Origin of the sequence: Dysgonomonas sp. 37-18 (assembly GCF_001899125.1) — a bacterium.
In the GTDB taxonomy this organism is placed as follows: Bacteria; Bacteroidota; Bacteroidia; order Bacteroidales; family Dysgonomonadaceae; genus Dysgonomonas.
This window is the reverse complement of sequence record NZ_MKVC01000041.1, coordinates 241,953-259,904: the sequence shown is the minus strand read 5'-3', so window position 1 is coordinate 259,904 and position 17,952 is coordinate 241,953. Positions and strand designations below refer to the sequence as shown.

At 38.7% G+C, this 17,952-nt stretch carries 16 protein-coding genes; 12 read left to right on the top strand and 4 right to left on the bottom strand.

The window, feature by feature from the left end; all coding sequences use genetic code 11:
- Window positions 1–2: 2 nt before the first annotated feature.
- The 5 genes from BGO84_RS16480 (at window position 3) to BGO84_RS16460 (ending at window position 5,082) form a co-directional block, all read left to right on the top strand.
- Window positions 3–827 (top strand): patatin-like phospholipase family protein, encoded by an 825-nt coding sequence (locus BGO84_RS16480; RefSeq protein WP_283685742.1) that lies wholly within the window; start codon window positions 3–5, stop codon window positions 825–827.
- Window positions 828–841: 14 nt separating this feature from the next.
- Window positions 842–2,533 carry an alpha-amylase family glycosyl hydrolase gene (locus BGO84_RS16475; protein WP_291030842.1) on the top strand — a complete coding sequence of 564 codons (1,692 nt, stop codon included), beginning with the start codon at window positions 842–844 and terminating at the stop codon, window positions 2,531–2,533.
- A gap of 81 nt (window positions 2,534–2,614) precedes the next feature.
- Complete coding sequence (locus tag BGO84_RS16470; protein WP_135106823.1) at window positions 2,615–3,553, top strand: ribose-phosphate pyrophosphokinase; 939 nt, start codon at window positions 2,615–2,617, stop codon at window positions 3,551–3,553.
- A 148-nt stretch (window positions 3,554–3,701) separates the two neighbouring features.
- Entirely contained in the window at window positions 3,702–4,367 is a 666-nt protein-coding gene (locus BGO84_RS16465) for a phosphatidylserine decarboxylase family protein (RefSeq protein WP_135106821.1), read from the top strand.
- Between the two features lie 4 nt (window positions 4,368–4,371).
- Window positions 4,372–5,082, top strand: coding sequence for a CDP-alcohol phosphatidyltransferase family protein (locus BGO84_RS16460; RefSeq protein ID WP_135106819.1), 711 nt, complete (start codon window positions 4,372–4,374; stop codon window positions 5,080–5,082).
- Window positions 5,083–5,318: 236 nt separating this feature from the next.
- On the opposite strand, the gene BGO84_RS16455 is transcribed toward BGO84_RS16460, so the two are convergent.
- The 4 genes from BGO84_RS16455 to BGO84_RS16440 are packed head-to-tail and all read right to left on the bottom strand — an operon-like array spanning window position 5,319 to window position 10,641.
- The gene (locus tag BGO84_RS16455) at window positions 5,319–6,038 is read right to left on the bottom strand and encodes a hypothetical protein (protein ID WP_291030840.1); all 720 of its coding nucleotides are present in this window, start codon (window positions 6,036–6,038) and stop codon (window positions 5,319–5,321) included.
- Between the two features lie 53 nt (window positions 6,039–6,091).
- Window positions 6,092–6,742 (bottom strand): M15 family metallopeptidase, encoded by a 651-nt coding sequence (locus BGO84_RS16450; RefSeq protein ID WP_291030838.1) that lies wholly within the window; start codon window positions 6,740–6,742, stop codon window positions 6,092–6,094.
- Window positions 6,743–6,776: 34 nt separating this feature from the next.
- On the bottom strand, window positions 6,777–7,622 hold the full coding sequence (locus BGO84_RS16445; protein ID WP_291030836.1) for a hypothetical protein: 846 nt from the start codon (window positions 7,620–7,622) through the stop codon (window positions 6,777–6,779).
- Window positions 7,594–10,641: a glycoside hydrolase family 3 N-terminal domain-containing protein gene (locus BGO84_RS16440; protein ID WP_291030834.1), complete on the bottom strand. Its 3,048-nt coding sequence runs from the start codon at window positions 10,639–10,641 to the stop codon at window positions 7,594–7,596. The genes BGO84_RS16445 and BGO84_RS16440 overlap by 29 nt, the downstream gene beginning before the upstream one ends.
- 224 nt (window positions 10,642–10,865) lie before the next feature.
- Here BGO84_RS16440 and BGO84_RS16435 point away from each other — a divergent pair, with 224 nt between their 5' ends.
- From BGO84_RS16435 to BGO84_RS16405, 7 genes are all read left to right on the top strand, one after another.
- On the top strand, window positions 10,866–11,774 hold the full coding sequence (locus tag BGO84_RS16435; RefSeq protein WP_291030832.1) for a phosphatase PAP2 family protein: 909 nt from the start codon (window positions 10,866–10,868) through the stop codon (window positions 11,772–11,774).
- 143 nt (window positions 11,775–11,917) lie between these two features.
- On the top strand, window positions 11,918–12,280 hold the full coding sequence (gene rplS / locus BGO84_RS16430) for a 50S ribosomal protein L19 (protein ID WP_135106807.1): 363 nt from the start codon (window positions 11,918–11,920) through the stop codon (window positions 12,278–12,280).
- 148 nt (window positions 12,281–12,428) lie between these two features.
- Complete coding sequence (locus BGO84_RS16425; protein WP_291030830.1) at window positions 12,429–14,468, top strand: glycoside hydrolase domain-containing protein; 2,040 nt, start codon at window positions 12,429–12,431, stop codon at window positions 14,466–14,468.
- 31 nt (window positions 14,469–14,499) lie between these two features.
- A complete protein-coding gene (gene hflX / locus BGO84_RS16420; protein WP_291030828.1) occupies window positions 14,500–15,720 on the top strand; it encodes a GTPase HflX in 1,221 nt (406 codons plus the stop codon).
- 26 nt (window positions 15,721–15,746) lie between these two features.
- On the top strand, window positions 15,747–16,586 hold the full coding sequence (gene prmC, locus BGO84_RS16415) for a peptide chain release factor N(5)-glutamine methyltransferase (protein ID WP_291030826.1): 840 nt from the start codon (window positions 15,747–15,749) through the stop codon (window positions 16,584–16,586).
- Window positions 16,587–16,675: 89 nt separating this feature from the next.
- Window positions 16,676–17,161 (top strand): regulatory protein RecX, encoded by a 486-nt coding sequence (locus BGO84_RS16410; RefSeq protein WP_291030824.1) that lies wholly within the window; start codon window positions 16,676–16,678, stop codon window positions 17,159–17,161.
- Window positions 17,142–17,831: a ComF family protein gene (locus tag BGO84_RS16405; RefSeq protein WP_291030822.1), complete on the top strand. Its 690-nt coding sequence runs from the start codon at window positions 17,142–17,144 to the stop codon at window positions 17,829–17,831. Before BGO84_RS16410 ends, BGO84_RS16405 begins: the two co-directional genes overlap by 20 nt.
- Window positions 17,832–17,952 lie beyond the last annotated feature (121 nt).

Sequence of the window (17,952 nt, the reverse complement as noted above, 5' to 3'; positions counted from 1 at the left end):
GCATGAGTCCGGAAAAAAACATTTATCAACTAGGTCTCTCCCTTAGCGGAGGTGGCGCCAAAGGTTTTGCTCATTTAGGCGTATTGCAAGCACTAAATGAAATTGGTCTTTATCCTCAAATTATATCCGGAACCAGCGCAGGAGCTTTTGCCGGAGTATTATATGCGGATGGGTATACCCCTGAGGAAATACTATCATTCTTCAAAAAGAAGGTATTCAGAGAGTTTGCTGAATTTACGATACCACATGGTGGCTTTTTCAAAAGCGATGGATTTCGTTCATTTCTAAAAAAACATCTTAGGGCTAAAACCTTTGAGGATTTGAAAATACCCCTGCGGACTGTCGCTACGGATATAGAATATGGAGAAACAAAGGTATTTTCTACTGGAGCTTTAATACCGGCCGTTATAGCATCATGTTCGGTACCTATCATTTTCCGCCCTGTGGAAATCAACCAACATTATTATGTTGACGGAGGTTTATTTAAGAACTTCCCTGTTTCTACGATACGCAAAGATTGCGTTAAAATTATAGGAGTCAATGTTAGCCCCATTATAAAAGCAGAATTCAGGAGCTCCATTAAATATATCGCAGAAAGGTCTTTCCACTATATGTCCGGCTCCAACACCCTATTAGACCGAAACTTATGCGACTACCTGATCGAGTCGACATCTTTGTCTCAGTATTCAATGTTTGATCTGGAACATGTTGAAGAAATATATCGGGCAGGATATAACCTAACGACAAAATTTTTTGAAGATAAAAAAGAAGCCTTAACAAAAGATTTTCCACATATCAACCTTACATGCATAACACATGCACAATAATAAAATTAGCAGCTATGGCAGAAAAGATTTTTATATACCAAGTACTTCCCCGATTATTCGGCAACGACAACAATACGAATAAGGAAAGCGGAACCATAGAGGAAAATGGAGTAGGCAAGTTCTCTGCCTTCGACAATAAGGCGTTGAAAGAGATAAAAAAAATGGGATTTACCCATATTTGGTATACCGGAATACTTGAGCATGCCTCTACGACCGACTACACAGCAAATGGAATACCAAAAGATCATCCCGATGTAATAAAAGGAAAAGCAGGCTCGCCTTATGCGATCCGCGATTATTATGACGTTTCTCCCGATCTGGCTGAAGATGTAGACAATAGAATGCAGGAATTTGAAGACCTGATAGAACGTACGCTCAAAAATGGGATGAAAGTAATTATTGATTTTGTACCCAATCATGTTGCACGACAATATCACTCTGATGCAAAACCGAAGAAAATAAAAGACTTGGGAGCAGATGATAATAAAGATGTAGCGTTCGACCCGGATAATAATTTCTATTATATACCTAATCAGAAACTAGAACTGCAATTTCCTACTCAACAAGGAGAAAACGCATACATAGAATATCCGGCCAAAGCAACCGGCAACGATTGCTTCAGTAATAAGCCATCGGTAACAGATTGGTACGAAACGGTTAAGCTAAATTATGGAATAGACTATAGCAATAACAGGACAAGCTGCTTTATACCAACACCAGACACATGGCTCAAGATGAAAGACATCCTTCTTTTCTGGGCTGCCAAAGGGGTAGACGGATTTAGATGTGATATGGCGGAAATGGTTCCTGTTGAATTTTGGAACTGGGTAATACCAAGGGTAAAAGCAAAAAACAAAACACTCATCTTCATTGCAGAGGTATATAACCCCGACTTATATCACAAATATGTAGATTGGGGACTGTTCGATTATCTGTACGACAAAGTTGGTCTGTATGACACACTACGCAATGTAATCAATCACCAACAACCTTCGTCGGACATTACCTTTTCTTGGCAAAGCATTGACGGACTACAAACCAAAATGCTAAACTTTCTGGAAAACCATGACGAACAGCGAATTGCATCAGATTTCTTTGCAGGCAATCCATTCAAAGCTATTCCGGGAATGATTGTAGCCGCAACAATGAATACCAATCCTGTAATGATCTACTTCGGACAAGAACTGGGAGAACGAGGAATGGATAAAGAAGGTTTTAGCGGACTAGATGGACGTACAACCATCTTTGATTATTGGTCGGTCGACTCTATAAGAAGCTGGAGGAATAAAGGGACATTCACAGAAAGCGGACTAAATGAGGAACAGATGAAACTTCGGAAATTTTATATTCAGCTTCTAAAAATAGCAAAAGAAGAAGAGTCAATCAGAACAGGTAAGTTCTTTGATCTGATGTATGCTAATTATAGCAACATGGACTTCGATTCTACAAAGCAATACGCTTTCTTGAGGTCTGGCAAAGATGAGTTCTTGATTGTAGTTGCTAATTTTGATTCAAAACCTGTAAATATTTCTGTTCACATTCCTTTTCATGCTTTCGAATACATGGAAATAAAACCGCACGAAATAAAAAAAGCGAAAGAACTGCTTTCGAAAAAGAATTTCACATTAAGCCCACAATGGGATCGGAACCTGTTTTTAAACATAGAAGAATATTCTGGGAAAATAATTAAATTTTCTATGAGCTAATTGTGTTGTTTTTCCTAATTTTACAGTCTCATATAAATCTATTAAAAAACTTTCCATAAAGATTAAAAAATTAAAGAAGAGATGGACAATAATCTACCTTTCAAAATTTTCTCGGGAACTAATTCTCGTTACTTAGCTGAAAAAATATGTACTAGCCTTGGATGCCCTTTGGGTAAAATGAAAATTGAACGCTTTGCCGATGGAGAATTCTCTGTTTCATACGAAGAGTCAATCAGGGGGTGTCAGGTTTTTTTAATACAGTCCACATTCCCTTCTTCAGATAATCTTATGGAACTTCTATTGATGATCGACGCTGCAAAAAGAGCGTCTGCCTCATCTATAATAGCTGTAATACCATACTTCGGTTGGGCTCGCCAAGACCGCAAAGATAAGCCTCGTGTTTCTATCGGTGCTAAACTTATTGCGGACATGCTTAGTGCAGCAGGCATCAACCGACTAATAACTATGGACTTGCATGCCGACCAGATACAAGGATTCTTCAATGTTCCGGTAGACCACTTATATGCATCTGCAATATTTGTAGACTATATTAAGACATTAGATACCGATAACCTAGTAATAGCAACACCGGATGTGGGTGGTACAAAACGTGCAAGCTCGTACGCCAAATACTTTGGTTTGCCAATGGTTATATGCTATAAACTTCGCAAGAAAGCAAACGAAATATCCGAAATGCAAATCATCGGGGACGTTACAGGAATGGACGTACTGTTGGTAGATGACATTGTGGATACAGCAGGCACAATAACAAAAGCTGCCGACATAATGAAAGCCAGTGGAGCCAGATCGGTGAGAGCCATAGCCAGTCATGCGGTGATGTCTGACCCGGCATCGGAAAGAGTAACCCAATCGGGACTTACTGAAATGGTATTTACAGACAGTATCCCTTACTCTAAGAAGTGCGAAAAGGTAGTTATCTTGTCTGTAGCTGATGTGTTTGCAAATGCTATCCGCAGGGTATTAAGCAACGAATCTATCAGTTCACTATATATCCTATAAATACAAAACAGATATAAAATAAATACATCAGAGAGGTGATTCGTTCATCTCTCTTTTCTTTTGTACTAAAATTCAGATTCCAAATTTGTATATATCGCCAAATAAAGATACTTTTGCACCTTACATTAAATATGTTTATCACAAAATAATGAAGGTTCATCACGAAGGACGAGGCGTTTTAACAACATATTTTATAATCCTGTTTGTATTAAACGGGGTACTTTGGTATTTCTTCCGTCACACATTTCTATCCTATCTTGCAGGTGGAGCATCACTTGTCTTTTTCGGAATAGTGCTCAACTTTTATCGGAGCCCCTATAGGCAATTCAAAGGCGATAGCAACGGTGTTGTGGTAGCGTCTGCCGATGGAAAGATAGTAGCAATAGAAGAAGTGTACGAAGGCGAATACTTTAAAGATAAACGCATTATCGTATCTATATTCATGTCTCCATTCAATGTTCATGCAAACTGGTATCCTATCAACGGAAAAGTGCTAATGTCTAAGCATCATGATGGACGTTTCATGGCGGCGTATCTGCCGAAATCGAGCACAGAGAATGAGAGATCAACTGTAGTCATGGAAACAGAAGACGGTAAAAACCAAATATTGCTGCGTCAGGTAGCAGGAGCTATGGCCCGACGGATTGTAACCTATGCGCAAGTTGGAGAAACAGGCAGCATAGACGAACACCTCGGCTTCATCAAACTTGGATCAAGGGTTGATGTATATCTACCGTTAGGCACTGAGATACTTGTAGAAATGGATCAAAAGGTAACAGGAAACCAGACTGTAATAGCAAAGTTCCGAGCATAAAGAGATGAAAAAGCATATCCCAAACACACTCACTTCTCTCAATCTGTTTTCAGGATCGATAGCCACCGTTATGGCATTTCAGGGAGAATATACATGGGTAGTAGTATGGGTTATCATCGCAGCCCTGTTCGATTTCTCTGATGGGTTTGCCGCTCGCTTGCTGAAGGCCTATTCTCCAATAGGTAAAGAGCTCGACTCTTTGGCTGACATGGTTAGTTTCGGGTTGGCCCCCAGCATTGCCGCCTTCCGCTTCCTGTCAGACAACACAATACGCATATCACAGAATCCGATCATAGTAGAATATCTGCCATATATAGCATTCTTACTCGCTATATTCTCAGCTTTACGGTTAGCAAAGTTCAATGTAGACGAAAGACAGAGCGAGTCTTTTATCGGGCTAAACACTCCGGCTAATGCTATGTTTTGGGTTAGCTTCTGTTATGGTCTTGCATACAAAGTTCCGATGATTACTCCATCATTGATATATACTTTTCTGGTTGCCATTGTAGTATTCTCATTACTCATGGTGTCGGAAATTCCAATGTTCTCGTTGAAGATAAAAAATATCAAGTTTAAAGGAAACGAGTATCGTTATTTTCTTGCAGCATTCATTATCGTAGCCACAATAACAATCGGAGTGCTAGGAATAGCAGCAGGAATATTGCTATATATCACCTTATCTATCTTTCAACAAACAGGAATATTAAAGAAGTAAATGCCTTCTCAATCAGCACCCTCAATCCAATTACCCTTTTGTTTAATTGTTAAAAAGTAACAAAAGTAACAGGTTTCGCACTCTTTTGCTGTGTCACTTTTTGCTGCACACTACAAAATCGACATACAATCATTTCAAAGACCTTTTGTTATAAGATAAATTCTTAAAAAAGAAATTATCTGTATACTCAAATCTTTCAAATTGGAGAGAAGGATAAAAAGACTATCAATCTGCTCTTACCTATTCATAGATGGATAAAATATATACGGACTTAGAGCTCCCCGAATCGAAACAGTAAGTAATGCGGTATAAGAAGCCGATGTGCCACCATTGTTGACTTGCATATAAACGATTTGTTTGCGAGGATTATAATACACAACCATATCTTCAATATCGGGTTCGAGCAAATGCTCGAATATCTTCTGAGGAACAGGAATATTCCGCCCTTTTATAGATACCGTAATAGATTTATAATGCAACTGAGGAGACGACCACTTTGAGACACCGTAAGCCTTTTTACCGTTTACCATGTACGTACCGTCAGCGCCTTTTTTCACTGATGTATCTTTGGGACTAATCGGCGCAACGGAAACAACGACTCGTACATCTGCATTCTTGAAAGATATGCTACCATGAGCCGACAGACGCTCTACTTCTACTATATCATAATCATCCACCCGCATCAGTTTCCTTCCATGTATATATCCGCCACTCACGCTTCTATCAGGCATATAACGATAGACCTGACGCCACGGATCTGTACTCTGATCTATAGGCAGCATATAAAAAACAGAATCGTTAGGAATCTCTACAGCGTTATGCAAATCTCCAAGACGAGGACAAAAGTCAATTCGTCCGCGAACAGTGTCTTGCGCTACCACAAATTGTGCGTTAACGTTCTGTGCGCACATACTCAAAACAAATAATACAAGTAAAACTGTGTAAATCCTTTTCATGTGCTTATTATTTTAGAGTTACAAAATATCCTTCGAAAGAAAAAGAAAAGTAGTTATTCAATAACCTTATACAACTTGCGGGCTTCTATAAGGTGTAGTGCATTGAAGTGCCACCATTCGCCACGTATAGTCAAAAAACCGGCATGCCTCATCACTTTGCGCAATAATTCACGATTTGCGACTTGCTGTTTTGAAAGAACCCCTCGTTGCACCAATTCAGCCTCCTTATTGATACCGGCAGCACCACCAAAAAAATCGAAGGGAGTACCCATATCCAAAGGTACACCTTTTTTGTTACATATAGTAAGATCTACTGCCATTCCATAATTATGAAGACCTGTGCGTGAAGGCTTTGCGACATAAGCCGCATATTTGGTATTCTGCACCACCCGATACATCTTACGCTGCACACTTAAAGGACGTACGGCATCATAAACCAATAAACTATAATCAGGGTGGAGAGTCTTCAAATATTTTTGTGCTGCTACCAACTTTTTTGCAGCAAAAGGATGCAGATATATATTTGTCAACGAATCGTAAAGAATTGTTTTTGTAAAGTTATCTGTTGTTGCATACTTCAAATCTACACGAATACTGCTATCCAGAGCATTGACATTTACCAGCTTCTGCGTTTGCAGATATTCTTCGAGACTAATAAATGCTGTCTTTTGCTGCTGAGCAAATAAAACACAAGGCAACGACAAAAGACAGCAATATAGAAATATATATATTTTAATTTTAATCTTCCTCATCCTCTTCATCGAAGTCATACTCAACATATTCTCTGCTCAATATTTCGTCGATAATTTCACATGTTTGTACAAACTCCGCTGTATTCTTTAATCTGTCGATAGACTGATATGCTTCTTTAAGAGATTGCAGCATGATCACATCATCTTCGCTAGCTCCCATCTCAGGACTTTCAACAAACCAATGCAGTTCATTTTTCAGGTTCTCACGGGCAGCATTATAAAAAACAAGAGCGGCTTCAGTCTCGCCCACCCGTTCCTTTATTTTAGCAGCTTCTATCATATCATGCCCCACTATATTTTTATAGTTACTCATGATAGACAGCGTAAGCTTGGTTCTCATAACCGTAGCGAAATGTAGTCCTTCAACATCTTCCTTTTCGCGAAAATAATAAGCCAATGTATTCAATGACATGCGAATCGATGAAGCTTCTTTGATTACAACTTCGGAAACAGGCCTCATAGGATATCCTTGAGTCTCCTTTTGCAACTGCTCAATCATATCGGGTGTAAAATCGAAAATCTTATTCAAGATCGATTCTTTTATTTCATCATAATTTCCATTGATATCTGATGCAAAAATGAAACGAACCAAATCTCTGAATAAACTGCTATTAGGCTCTTTGATCGTTACAAAATCGTATACATCTAGTGTATCGCTCTTACCCTCTGTAAAAAGTTCGGCAAGTATTTTATTTATAAACTCATCTTCTTCCGATAATACCGGTTGCAATTCTTCGGTTTTGTTTTCTATTATCAAATCCCATATTAGTTGGTTTTCGGTACTAAAAAATGGTTTCAATTCGTCATTCAGCGTCAGTCTTTTGTTTGTCATTGGTATTAGTATTAGTTATATTTGTTTCTTGTGATACAGTTCCTTTTTTCATCGCCGAATATATCTCCTCCTGAATACGTGTACGTATATTTAAAGTAGATATCGCATTATGAGTTCGCTTATCGTTCACTCTGTTCGACAAAAATATATAAATTAAATTATTATCGGGATCGACCCAAAAGCAAGTTCCTGTAAAACCTGTATGTCCGTATGTGCCGGCAGGGGCGCTTAATGCTGTCGGACTCGATTTGCCGGTGGTTGTTTCCGGCTTATCAAATCCGAGCCCACGGCGTGAAATTCCGCTCTTTGCTTGAAGAAACAGTTGACAAGTTTTTGGCGACAAATACTCCTCACCGCCATACGTACCCATATTCAGCCACATTTGATACAGTTTGGCAATATCATTCGCATCCGAAAATAAGCCTGCATTACCCGATATTCCACCCATAAAAGCTGCACCTTCGTCATGTACATAGCCTTGCAAGAGTTGTTTGCGTAGAAAGTCATCTTTCTCGGTAGGAACAATCCTTTGCTTATCGAATTTTGTCAACGGATTGTAAGTCGTTGTTGTAGCACCCAGCTTGCTGAAAAAGTTTTCCTCTACAAATGTATTCAAATCCTCTTTCGATATTTTTTCTACAACTTCTTTCAGTAGCATGAAATTGAGACAACTATACACATATTGTTTCCTTTTAGACAATTTCGACTTCGCTATTTCAGAGATAATAGTATCTGAATAAGTTTCGTTGATGTAAAGTCCCTCAGCTAAAGGCAAGAAACCCGCTTTAGGGGTTTGAGACACCATCGAAGGTTTAAATTTATAATCTGTACGAGCCCATGTATTCGCATCAAACTGAGCAGAATAAAGAGAAGTCTGTGTACGATTGAACAATTTACCTTCATAACTATCCTCGTCTATCGCATTCATATAGTAAGGGATAAAGGCCGGAAGTCGGCTTTCGTGCAAGAGAGCATCCCTAACTGTTATATCCGATTTGTCCGTACCTTTCAGTGCAGATACGTAGTTGCTAATAGGTGTATTGAGTTTCAATTTGGCATCGTCATACAACTTCATCACAGCAGGAACGGTAGCTGTAGCCTTCGTCATTGAGGCAAGATCGTACAAGTCGGTATTCGTTACCTTCTGCTTGCCATCATATTCGAATGAGCCGAATGACTTATTATAAATAACTTCTCCATCTTTAGCTATCAATATCTGACATCCGGGAAAAGCCTGTGCTTTTATGCCTTCCTGTACAATAGTCTCTATACCATCCAGTCGGCTTGTTGCTATGCCTACATCTTCGGGCACATTATAACTTAGTCTTATCTTTTTAGTATTAATGCCTTTTCCTTCCTTAAACACTCCTTTTACTGTCACAGGAGCTTTTCCTGTAATAGCATTGCCTCCAAATATAGCTTGAGCCGCATAATTCTGAGACAGATCAGTATCTTCATAAGCCAGCAAAACCCCATCGGCATTTTTGACAGCTGATGCATAAGCCGCTACCCGATAAGGATTAAGGAAAAAGACTAGTACAGTTTCTTTTCCTTGCATCACATTTTGTATAGCGGTACTAAAATTTGTTCTTGTAGTGTGCACCGATACTATTATTGTATTATATGGCTCAAGTACTTTTTTGAGTTGTAAAAGGGCATCACTATCAGAGACATTGAAGCAGGTAACATCTCCATACATTTTCAAAATACTATGAAATGTATTGTCCACTGAGGCACCTATCGATATCGCTGCAATTTTTCTCTTATCAAGCTCCTTTAGCGGGACAATTTTATCATCATCTTTTATCAATGTCATCGCATCCCTATGCAGGTTTCGGTTTATCCACTCGGCATTCGCATTATTCAGGCTTTGAATAAGACCTGAAGCTTCTATAGTCGTGACATGATTCAAACCCAGGATATATTTATATGCCAATACCTTCTTACACTTAACCTCTATTTGCGATTCCGTGAGTAAGGTATCTGCTATCGCTTTCTTTACCGCATTGAATTCTTTTGCTGTATTAACCGGTCCGAGAAGAACATCATTGCCCGCTAACAAAGCCCTCACACAATAGTTATCTTCTCCCGAAACCCCTTTCATCTGTAAACCATCTGTAAAGATCAATCCCGAAAAGCCAAGATCGTTTTGCAACAGCTTCGTAGTGATAGGTTCAGACAGAGAGCTGGGTTGTCTTTTAGGATCGAGAGCAGGAATATTTAAATGCCCGATCATCATTCCCGACAAACCTGCATCAATGTATTTTCTGAAAGGTTTTATCTCAAAATCATCAAGCCTCTCTTTGTCATGCGTAATGGTAGGCAAAGTTTTATGAGAGTCAGTGGATGTATCGCCATGTCCCGGAAAATGTTTCGCTACGGCCATCACACCGCCTGCTTCCAAGCCTTTCGAATACATAATACCAAGTTGGGCCACACGGTCGGGGTCTTCACCGAACGAACGGTTACCTATCACAGGGTTATTTGGATTACTATTAACATCAAGTGCCGGAGCAAAATTAACCTGCACACCTATCTGTCGGCACTGTCGGGCAACTTCGAGACCATAATAATATAACAGGGAATCATTTTGAATTGCACCCAACATCATATTGCGAGGAAACTGTGTCGTATTATCCAACCTCATCGATAAGCCCCACTCGCCATCGAGCGAGATCATCAAAGGAGTTTTAGCCACCTGTTGCGCATAATTGGTGAGTTCTGCTTGATTTTGAGGAGAGCCTTTAGAGAACAAAAGCCCGCCGACATACTGGCTCGTTATCAGGTTTTTTATTGTATTTTTATTCGACTCTGTATTATCTCCGCTGACAATAGGCATAAAAAGCTGACCAATACGCTCATCCAGCGACATTTGATTATAAACCGAGTCGACCCAATGTCCCATTTTTTCTTTATCGACCGTATCGTAGAGAGTCGTTGTTTTACTTCCCAAAGCAGCAACATTGAGGCATATCGTTGCAAAAAATGCAGTTGCAGCTGCTATATATTTTATTTTCATCTTATGCTTGATAATAAATTAAAAGTCTTTTTCTCCTGTATACATACAAAAGTATAACGAATAAGCCTTATAAAACCAATAAGAAGCTTTAATTAAACATAGATTAACAAAGATATAATACCTTGTGTTATGATTATTTAACCTTAAAATATATCCAATAAATAACGAAATAAAAACTTCTTCGTTATATATTTATCATCAATAAACTATCAAATTTGACATATATGAATGCGCTTAGAAAAGTAAGTCTTTTTATCATTATACTATTCACGCAGACAGGCATTATATATTTGTATGCCCAAGAATATAAGCCGTTAATTACATCCAAACCAAAATTATTACAAAGCAGCTCTTTGCCCGACAAGACATTATTTCCTAAAATAGATTTATCTGCATCACCTCAGGTTCCTTTAAATATCGACTCCGACAAATGGGAAAATAAAATCCCAGAATTAAATATTGAACAAATAAGCTTTAACTCAACGTATCCCAGATTAATAGCGCCTACTCTATTGATCGCTTACGGCATCATGGCACACGAGAATCATATGCTTAAAGATCTGGACAAAAGCACAAACAATGAGGTAGGCGAGCACTTTAAGAATAAGATGATATATGATGATTATCTACAGTTTGCTCCTGCCGTTTCTGTATATGCACTAAATCTTGCGGGAATTAAAGGGAATCACGATCTGAAAGATGTAACGATCATAATGGCTATGTCTCACCTTCTGATAGCGGGAACTGTGAACATTCTAAAAAACAGCACCGGAGTACTTAGGCCTGACGGGTCGACACGCAATTCATTTCCGTCGGGTCATACGGCTACAAGTTTTGTCGGTGCACACATACTGTTCCGTGAGTATATAGGCAAATCACCCTACATAGCTTTTAGCGGATATATAGCCTCTTCCGCAACAGGTGTATTGCGTGTACTTAACAAAAGGCATTGGGTAAGTGATGTTTTAATGGGAGCCGGTATAGGCATATTCAGTGTCGAAGCCAGTTATCTTTTATTGCCAACAATCAATAAAATTTTATACCCGAACCACTTAAATTCGAAACATACTCTGGCAATAGCTCCAAATATAGGAGATAACTGCTACGGAATAGGAATGGAATACACCTTCTGACACCCATCCTAATAGTTTCAAAAATAGAGGTTAAGGTATTGCAATTTTCGGAAATATCGTTATCTTTGCATCCGCTTTGCGTAATCTCTGACGGGAGGTGCTCGTGTATATTGCGTATATTAACAACAAAACCATATATAATCATGGACTTAATTAAAGTTGCAGAAGAAGCATTTGCTACAGGAAAAGAGTTTCCTAAATTCAAAAGTGGTGACACAGTGACAATTGCTTACCGTATCAAAGAAGGTAACAAGGAACGTGTTCAGCAGTACCGCGGTGTGGTTATTAAAATTGCAGGACACGGAACAAAAAAACGTTTCACTGTTCGTAAAATGTCTGACAACATCGGTGTAGAAAGAATTTTCCCTATCGAATCACCATTTATTGACAGTATCACTGTAAACAAAGTGGGTAAAGTTCGTCGTGCTAAATTGTATTACCTTCGTAGTCTTACAGGTAAGAAAGCTAGAATCAAAGAAAAAAGAGTTGTATCGAACAAAGCTTAATTCTTTATCCTACAACAAAGTACGAAAAAGATACAGAAGAGTCTGCCTACAATGCAGGCTCTTTTTTAATATCTATGCACTGCTACCTCTTGCAGATTATTCTTACCTTTAGCCCATTATACCAAATTCTGTGCGAAAAACTTTAATTATGAGATTCTATAAACCATCGCTCATTCTGATTATTCTATTCTGCTCGATACTAATAAATACAAATAATCTCTTTGCTCAACAAGGAAAGTCAAAGAACGAATATGTTTATCTCTTTATGGGTACAGCCGGAGATAACGGACAGGTAGATCCTGCCGCATGTGTTCCGTACGGTATGGCGAGAGTTTGTCCCGATTCTGATCCCAGAACTCATGTCGGATACGATTATGATGCAAGTAAGATTTCCGGGTTCTCGGTCAATCGTATATCTGGTATCGGATGTAGTGGCGCAGGAGGCAATTTAAGCATCAAACCTGTAGCGAAAGACGTTAGCATGAGTATGAATAAAGAACTAGAGTCGGCTACTCCGGGTTACTATACCACCACTCTTACCAATGGAATAAAAGCAGAATTGACAGCAACTCACAATGTAGCTATAGAACGTTATCACTACCCAAAAGGGGAAGCGCAAAAGATGTCGATAAACTTCGCTTCATCTTTCACCAGAGTACTGGACTGTGATTATGAGATTATTTCAGACAGGGAAATACAAGGATATATACATGCAGGCAATACATGCGATCATGGTGCTTACAAACTATACTTCAACATAAGTATAAGTAAATCCTTTACAGTAAATGTAAAGCATGAACAAGATATAGAGCTGGCGTTTGAGGGCACTGATAATCAACCGATAGAAGTAAGAGTTGCTCTTTCTCCGATTAGCACAGAAACAGCTCGCTTAGAAAATGAAGGGATAAAAAACCTTACTTTTGAACAAATAAAATCACAAGCCGCTGATACATGGGAAAACATCCTATCGCGAATAGAAATAAAAGGAGCTGGCGAAGACGAAAAGAAACTATTCTACACCTCTCTGTACAGAGTATTTCTTAGTCCGGCAAATACGACCTCGATCGATGGAAAGTATTTGGCTACAAATGGAGAAGTACAGCAAAAAAAGGATTATACATACTACAGTTGCTGGTCTATGTGGGATACATATCGCACCAAGTTTCCGTTAATCACCCTACTCGATTCGAAATCGATGAGAGATATTGCAAACTCTTTGTGTAATCTGTATATATACGGCAAAAAAGATTGGGCTACAGACTTCGAATCAACCCCAACAGTGCGTACCGAGCATTCACAAGTTGTGTTACTGGATGCGTATAAGAAAGGAATTACCAATATCAATTTAGCTGAAGCTTACGATGGAATAAAAAAGGAAATGGACAATCTCCCTACCAATCGTCCCGATCAGACACTGGAGAGCTGTATCGACTGGTGGGCTATGGCTCAGATAGCGGAGATATTAAACAAAGCGGATGACGCTAATTACTATAGCGACAAAGCAAAAAGCACATTTATAAAAACATGGAATACAGATTTTAATAACATTGACGATTCTTTTACAAAGATGCGAGGCAGCGGACTTTATCAAGGTACACGCTGGCAATATCGCTGGGCTTTGCCTCAATATCTGAACGAAATGGCTGACAGTGCAGGAGGACAAGACATCTTAGCGAAGCAGCTCTCCTATTTCTTTGACAACAATCTGTTTAATCAAGGAAACGAACCGGGAATACATGCTCCGTACATTTTCAATCGCTTGCAACAATACGATAAAGCTCAGGCGAATGTAAGACGCATCATAAAAGAAGATTTAAACCACTTGTATGGAGGGAATGCCGAATATCCGACACCTTATCATGGCAAGCCTTTTAAGACAGAACCGAAAGGATACATGCCTGAAATGGACGAAGACGATGGCACAATGAGTGCATGGTATGTATTCTCTACAATAGGACTATATCCTCTGGTAGTAGGCGAACCGTGGTACGAGATCGTTTCTCCGCTTTATGATAATATTACCATACAGTTGGATAACGGAAAAAAATTAAACATTACAACTAAGAACCGTAAATCACCCGATGCTATAATCAGACAGGTGAAGTATAACGGAAAAATTATCTCCGATTTCAGAATAAACCACAATGACATTCTCAAAGGTGGAACTTTGGAGTTAGAGTACAAATAGGATTTAAAATCTTTAGAGATTAAAAGATTATATGAAAGACTTTATTATATCAGAATCAAAAAACGAACAAGCAGTTCTAGTAGGGCTTATCACTCAATACCAAACAGAAGAACAAGTAAAAGAGTACCTCGATGAGCTTGCATTCCTTGCCGAAACGGCGAGTATCGTTCCTGTAAAAAAATTCACACAAAAGCTTGAAAAGGCAAATCCCGTTACCTTCGTAGGGACAGGGAAATTACAGGAAATAAAGCAATATATGGAAGATAATGAGATCGGTCTAGTCATTTTCGATGATGAACTTTCTCCCAAGCAGATAAGGAATATAGAGAAGGAATTGCAAGTGAAAATTCTTGACCGTACAAGCCTCATCCTCGATATATTTGCCATGCGTGCCCAAACTGCTTATGCCAAGACACAGGTAGAACTGGCACAATATCAATATCTGCTTCCACGTTTGACCCGTTTATGGACTCACTTAGACCGTCAGCGAGGGGGAGGTGTAATGATGCGTGGTGTGGGGGAAACTCAGTTGGAGACCGACCGCCGTATCATTCTTACCAAGATAGCATTCCTAAAAGAAGAGCTGAAAGGTATTGACAAACAAATGGCTTCTCAGAGAAAAAACAGAGGAAAAATGGTACGTGCTGCCTTAGTAGGATATACCAATGTGGGAAAATCAACCCTTATGACGCAGCTAAGCAAATCGGAAGTTTTTGCGGAAAACAAACTTTTTGCAACACTGGATACGACAGTAAGAAAGGTTATCATCGACAACCTCCCATTCTTGTTATCCGATACTGTAGGTTTTATCCGCAAATTGCCTACTCATCTGGTCGAATCATTTAAGTCTACATTAGACGAAGTAAGAGAGGCCGACCTGTTATTACATGTAGTGGATATCTCTCATCCGAACTTCGAAGAACAAATAGAGGTAGTAAATAAAACATTACTAGAGATAGACAAAGAGGAAAAACCAACTATATTGATTTTTAATAAAGTGGACTCTTTTTCTTATAAACCCAAAGATGAAGATGACTTGACTCCTAAAACAAAGGAAAACATTTCTTTGGAGGAACTCAAAAACTCGTGGATGAACAAAATGCACAACGATTGTATTTTTATTTCGGCTACAGAGAAATTGAATATAGAGGAGTTGAAACAGAAGTTGTATGAGAGAATAAAAGCAATCCATATAGAACGCTACCCTTACAACGATTTCCTCTTTCAGAAGTACGACGAAGAAATGGAATAAGGAAGAAAAGAAAATAGTACAGCCTGATGCAAAAAACAATTTCTTATATAAAAGAATATCTAAAAGCGTATTATCCCGAAAGTGAAATTTCGGGATTTATACGTATTATAATAGAACATATAACCAAGCGTTCGTATCCTCAGGCTGTGATATCAGACACAAAGTTGACGGAAGAACAAACCTACTTACTGCATTCTATACTATATCGTTTAAAAAACTCGGAACCAATACAGTATATTATTGGTGAAACCGAATTTTTCGGACTTCCATTCCATGTAACAAAGGATGTATTGATACCCCGCCCCGAAACGGAAGAGCTTGTGGAAATGATTTTGAACGAAAACAAAAAGTCAGGACTAAAAGTACTCGATATTGGCACCGGTAGCGGAGCTATTGCAATAGCATTAGCAAAACATTTAGAAGAGGCATATATCGAAGGGTGGGATATTTCAGAAGAGGCATTAAAGATCGCTACTCTAAACGCAGAATCAAATGCTGTGGATATAACTTTCAGAAATGTGGATGTTTTAAAAAGTTATCCTACAGACACTAAATTTGATATCGTAGTCAGCAATCCTCCTTATATCTTGGAAAAAGAAAAATCCGGAATGGATCAGAATGTCCTCGATTATGAACCACATACTGCATTGTTCGTACCCGACAATAACGGACTTTTGTTTTATGACCGGATTGCCGATATTGCCTTAGATCTACTCGAGCCAAATGGTAAATTATACTTCGAAATAAATCAAGCTAAAGGAGAGTCTACAGTAGAATTAGTCAAAAAAAAAGGCTTTATAAACGTTTCACTATTTCAGGATTTAAACAAAAACGATAGAATGGTAAGAGCAGAGATAGACAGATAATGTGCTAGATTTTACCAAAACAAAAGACTTTACTACATTCAGGATAATATTTTTCCTACTTTTGAGTGTTATTCTAAAAGTAAGAAAAATTGAAGTTATCCGAACCACAAGCACTCAACCGTGTCGCAGCCTATTGTTCCAGAGCCGAACGATCTGAATTTTCCGTACGCAAAAAACTACTTGCATGGGAATTACCTCCCGATGCTATAGAACGAATTATAGACAGGCTAAGGAAAGAGAAATACCTTGACAACACACGTTTTGCAAGAAGCTTTATCAACGATAAATTAAAGTTCAACAAATGGGGAAAGACCAAAATCATTTTCGAACTCAGAAAACTTAACATTCCAGAATCTATCTATAATCCGATTTTGGAAGACCTTGCAGGAGATGAATTCGAAAAACAACTGATACACATCCTCTCGATAAAAGAGAAATCAGTAAAGGCAAAGAATGACTATGATAAGAAAACCAAGCTAATACGCTTTGCTTTAGGGCGAGGCTTCTCAATGGATTTGTGTATTAAATGTGTAGATAAAATCTTAGGCGGTACTTATGAAGACAATTTTTCATAATTTTCTCGATCTTTTTTTCCCGAGCCTCTGTGTTGTCTGCAAAAAACGATTGAGCGAAGGAGAGCAGCACATCTGTACCGACTGCCTGCTGCTCATACCCAAAACGAATTTCCACCTGCAACCCGACAACCGTCTGGAACAGTTTTTCGCCGGACGCTTTCCCTTCCAACATATTGCCGCTTTTGCCTATTTTGTAAAAGGAGGCAGCATACAGCATATTATTCATGAATTGAAATACAATCGAAACCCTCACATCGGCACATTTATTGGTGAACTATGTGGAGAAAATATAAAAAACAGCGATTTCATTTCTTCTATCGACATGCTGGTGCCTGTTCCACTTCATCCAAAACGTCAAAAAGAAAGAGGATACAATCAGTCGCTTGAAATATGCAAAGGGATTTCACACATAACCGGAATACCTATTAATGGTGATACCCTGCTACGAAAAGTAAATAATCCTTCACAAACAAAGAATGCCCGCTTCGACCGCTGGAAGAATGTAGAAGACATCTTCCACGTGGTAACCCCGGAAACCTTCGCCAACAAACACATCCTATTAGTGGATGATATTATTACAACAGGCTCTACCCTAGAATCATGTGCTAAAGAGATCTTGAAATGCACAAATAGTAAAATAAGTATCTACAGCGTAGGCTCCGCTAACTAGCTCCGAAGCCTTCAATCCCTATTTATTGCTATATACAGGTTAAAATTTCATTATATATTGTGATTGTGCGAGAGTACAATTATAAAGACCTTTGCCGTCGAATAATTTTATCTATTAACGT

Coding starts and splice junctions, on each gene's coding strand:
- BGO84_RS16405 (WP_291030822.1), top strand. CDS start 17,142: ATGAAGACAATTTTTCATAATTTTCTCGATCTTTTTTTCCCGAGCCTC.
- BGO84_RS16475 (WP_291030842.1), top strand. CDS start 842: ATGGCAGAAAAGATTTTTATATACCAAGTACTTCCCCGATTATTCGGC.
- BGO84_RS16460 (WP_135106819.1), top strand. CDS start 4,372: ATGAAAAAGCATATCCCAAACACACTCACTTCTCTCAATCTGTTTTCA.
- hflX (WP_291030828.1), top strand. CDS start 14,500: ATGAAAGACTTTATTATATCAGAATCAAAAAACGAACAAGCAGTTCTA.
- BGO84_RS16480 (WP_283685742.1), top strand. CDS start 3: ATGAGTCCGGAAAAAAACATTTATCAACTAGGTCTCTCCCTTAGCGGA.
- BGO84_RS16465 (WP_135106821.1), top strand. CDS start 3,702: ATGAAGGTTCATCACGAAGGACGAGGCGTTTTAACAACATATTTTATA.
- BGO84_RS16445 (WP_291030836.1), bottom strand. CDS start 7,622: ATGACAAACAAAAGACTGACGCTGAATGACGAATTGAAACCATTTTTT.
- BGO84_RS16455 (WP_291030840.1), bottom strand. CDS start 6,038: ATGAAAAGGATTTACACAGTTTTACTTGTATTATTTGTTTTGAGTATG.
- rplS (WP_135106807.1), top strand. CDS start 11,918: ATGGACTTAATTAAAGTTGCAGAAGAAGCATTTGCTACAGGAAAAGAG.
- BGO84_RS16470 (WP_135106823.1), top strand. CDS start 2,615: ATGGACAATAATCTACCTTTCAAAATTTTCTCGGGAACTAATTCTCGT.
- prmC (WP_291030826.1), top strand. CDS start 15,747: ATGCAAAAAACAATTTCTTATATAAAAGAATATCTAAAAGCGTATTAT.
- BGO84_RS16440 (WP_291030834.1), bottom strand. CDS start 10,641: ATGAAAATAAAATATATAGCAGCTGCAACTGCATTTTTTGCAACGATA.
- BGO84_RS16435 (WP_291030832.1), top strand. CDS start 10,866: ATGAATGCGCTTAGAAAAGTAAGTCTTTTTATCATTATACTATTCACG.
- BGO84_RS16425 (WP_291030830.1), top strand. CDS start 12,429: ATGAGATTCTATAAACCATCGCTCATTCTGATTATTCTATTCTGCTCG.